Below are 2,912 nucleotides of genomic sequence, written 5' to 3' on the forward strand. Positions count from 1 at the left end.
ATTTTGCAGCACATTAGGCATGATGTTTCACATCTCTGAGTTAAATATGCACAGCATAACATTTCATCAGGAAAAGGTGACATTTCTACTTTGCGGGATTAGTTGACATTTTAAACTTGCAATAACAATGATTGTTTTCTCCTCGTTGCAAATTCGTCGCGGTACCCGTGTACTCCTGGACAACGCCACCGCCACGGTCAATCCGGGGCAAAAAGTCGGGTTGGTCGGCAAAAACGGTTGCGGCAAATCCACCTTGCTCGCGCTGCTGAAAAAAGAACTCAGCGCCGACGCCGGCGGCGTTAGCCTGCCCGCCAACTGGGCGATGGCCTGGGTCAATCAGGAACCCCCCGCGCTGGACGTACCGGCATTGGAGTATGTTATCGATGGTGACCGGGAATATCGTCAGCTCGAATCTGAATTAGTTATTGCCAATGAAAAAAATGACGGCCATGCCATCGCCACCCTGCACGGTAAACTGGACACCATAGACGCCTGGACCATTCGCGCCCGCGCCGCCAGCCTGTTAAGCGGTCTGGGCTTCAGCCAACCGCAGCTGATGCAGCCGGTACGGGCTTTCTCCGGCGGCTGGCGTATGCGTCTGAATCTGGCGCAGGCCCTGCTGTGCCGCTCCGATCTGCTGTTGCTGGACGAACCTACCAACCATCTGGATTTGGATGCGGTCATCTGGCTGGAAAAGTGGCTGAGAAATTACCCCGGCACGCTTATCCTGATTTCCCACGACCGGGATTTCCTTGATCCCATCATTAACCGGGTCTTGCATATCGAGCAACAGTCCCTGAATGAGTACGCCGGCAACTATTCATCGTTTGAGCTGCAGCGCGCCACCAAACTGGCTCAGCAACAGTCGCTCTACCAGCACCAGCAGGAAAAAGTGGCGCATTTACAGCACTATATCGACAGATTTCGCGCCAAAGCGACCAAGGCCAAGCAGGCGCAAAGCCGCATCAAGATGCTGGAACGGATGGAACTGATTGCACCGGCCCATGTGGACAATCCCTTCCAGTTCAGTTTCCGCACGCCGGAGAGTTTGCCCAATCCGCTGCTGACGATGGAAAAGGTCAGCGCCGGCTATGGCGATACCCTGATTTTACGCTCCATTAAGCTTAATTTGGTACCCGGTTCACGCATCGGTCTGCTGGGGCGCAATGGCGCCGGTAAGTCGACGCTTATCAAGCTGCTGGCCGGGACGCTGGCGCCGCAGTCGGGGGCGCTGTCGCTGGCGAAAGGCATTAAACTTGGCTACTTTGCCCAGCACCAGCTTGAGTTCTTGCGCGCCGATGAGACGCCGCTGCAACACCTCAGCCGGTTGGCGCCGAAGGAGTATGAGCAGTCGCTGCGCGATTTTCTGGGCGGCTTCGGTTTCCAGGGCGACCAGGTCACGGAACCGACGGCGCGTTTTTCCGGCGGCGAGAAAGCGCGGCTGGTGCTGGCGCTGATCGTCTGGCAGCGTCCCAATCTGCTGCTGCTTGATGAGCCCACCAACCATTTGGATCTGGATATGCGCCAGGCGCTTACCGAAGCGTTGATCGACTTCAACGGCGCGCTGGTCGTGGTGTCCCACGATCGCCATTTGCTGCGTTCCACCACGGATGAATTCTATCTGGTGCATGAGGGTCAGGTCGCCCCCTTCGACGGCGATTTGGAGGATTATCAGCAATGGTTGGCGGAACAACAGCGTCCGCGCGGGCCAAATGACGATACGGACGCGCCTCCTGCCACCGCGAACACGGCGCAGACGCGCAAAGACCAAAAGCGGCGCGAGGCGGAATTTCGCAAAGCGACCCAACCGCTGCGCCAGGCCATCGGTCGCCATGAACAGCAACTGGCTTCGCTGGGGGCGGAGCTGGCCGAGGTTGAAGGCCAGCTTGGCGACAGCGCGCTGTACGACAACGCCCGTAAAAGCGAGCTAAACGATTGCCTGCAGCGGCAAGGTAAACTCAAATCGGCGCTGGAGGCGCTAGAGCTGGCCTGGCTGGACGCGCAGGAACAGTTGGAAGCGCTGACGCAAGCGTTCGACGCGGAGTAGCCACCTCCAGCGCCAAACAGCCGGTGCGCAGGCCGCGCTCAACGCTCAAGGGGATGCGCGGGCCGCGCTAACGCCAATGCGTAAATAGGCAGCGCGCGTCATCGGCAGCGCACGAACCCTGCACTGCGCCTGAAAGTAGCGTGCAAACTTCGCCAGACGTCAGTGGCGCAGACCGCGTTTAGCGCCAAATCAGCACGACGCAGGCGGCGGTCAGCAGCCCCATCGCCAGATTGAACAGCGTCCAGGCACGGCGGCTTTTCAACAGCCGGCCAATCACCGTGCCAAAGACCAGCCAGATGGCGCCCGAGACTATGTTGACGGCGGCGATACCGACGCTTATCGCCATCACCGAGCCCGCGTATGCTTCCCCGGCCAGGCTGAAACTGGCCACTGCACCGAGGGCCATCAGCCACGCCTTCGGATTGAGAAACTGTAGTAGACCGCCCTGATAAAATGGCACCGGCTGCGACGGCGGCGTATCGGTATCCAGCTTTTCATAAACGGCGGTGGCGATTTTCCAAGAAAGCCACAGCAAATAGAGGCTGCCGGCCACTTTTAGCGTAAAATGCAGGGCGGGATAGAGTGTAATGAGGCTGCCGACGCCGCAGGCCACCAGCAGCAGCATGCACTGCATGCCAAGCATAATGCCGAGCATCAGCGGCATAGAACGCCAAAAGCCAAAATGGGCGGCCGAGGCGGTAAGCAGCATATTATTTGGACCGGGGGTAATAGCGGCAACCCTGAATCACCCCGGATAAATTAGAGTCTATACTTTAAAAGTGGAGGTCTCTATGACAACGACCAAACGTTACTCTCCGGAAGTCCGTGAACGGGCAGTTAATCTAGTGCTGGAAACTCAGCATGA

General features: G+C 58.0%; 2 protein-coding genes. One reads left to right on the forward strand and one right to left on the reverse strand.

From position 1 onward, the window contains the following. The first annotated feature begins 127 nt into the window (after nt 1-127). Complete coding sequence (locus CINSTRO3249_RS14610; protein WP_074013786.1) at nt 128-2,047, forward strand: ABC transporter ATP-binding protein; 1,920 nt, start codon at nt 128-130, stop codon at nt 2,045-2,047. Nucleotides 2,048-2,225: 178 nt separating this feature from the next. On the opposite strand, the gene CINSTRO3249_RS14615 is transcribed toward CINSTRO3249_RS14610, so the two are convergent. After that, nucleotides 2,226-2,777: a LysE family translocator gene (locus CINSTRO3249_RS14615; protein WP_074013787.1), complete on the reverse strand. Its 552-nt coding sequence runs from the start codon at nt 2,775-2,777 to the stop codon at nt 2,226-2,228. Nucleotides 2,778-2,912: the final 135 nt, after the last annotated feature.

Source organism: Candidatus Sodalis sp. SoCistrobi (assembly GCF_900143145.1).
In the GTDB taxonomy this organism is placed as follows: Bacteria; Pseudomonadota; Gammaproteobacteria; order Enterobacterales; family Enterobacteriaceae; genus SoCistrobi.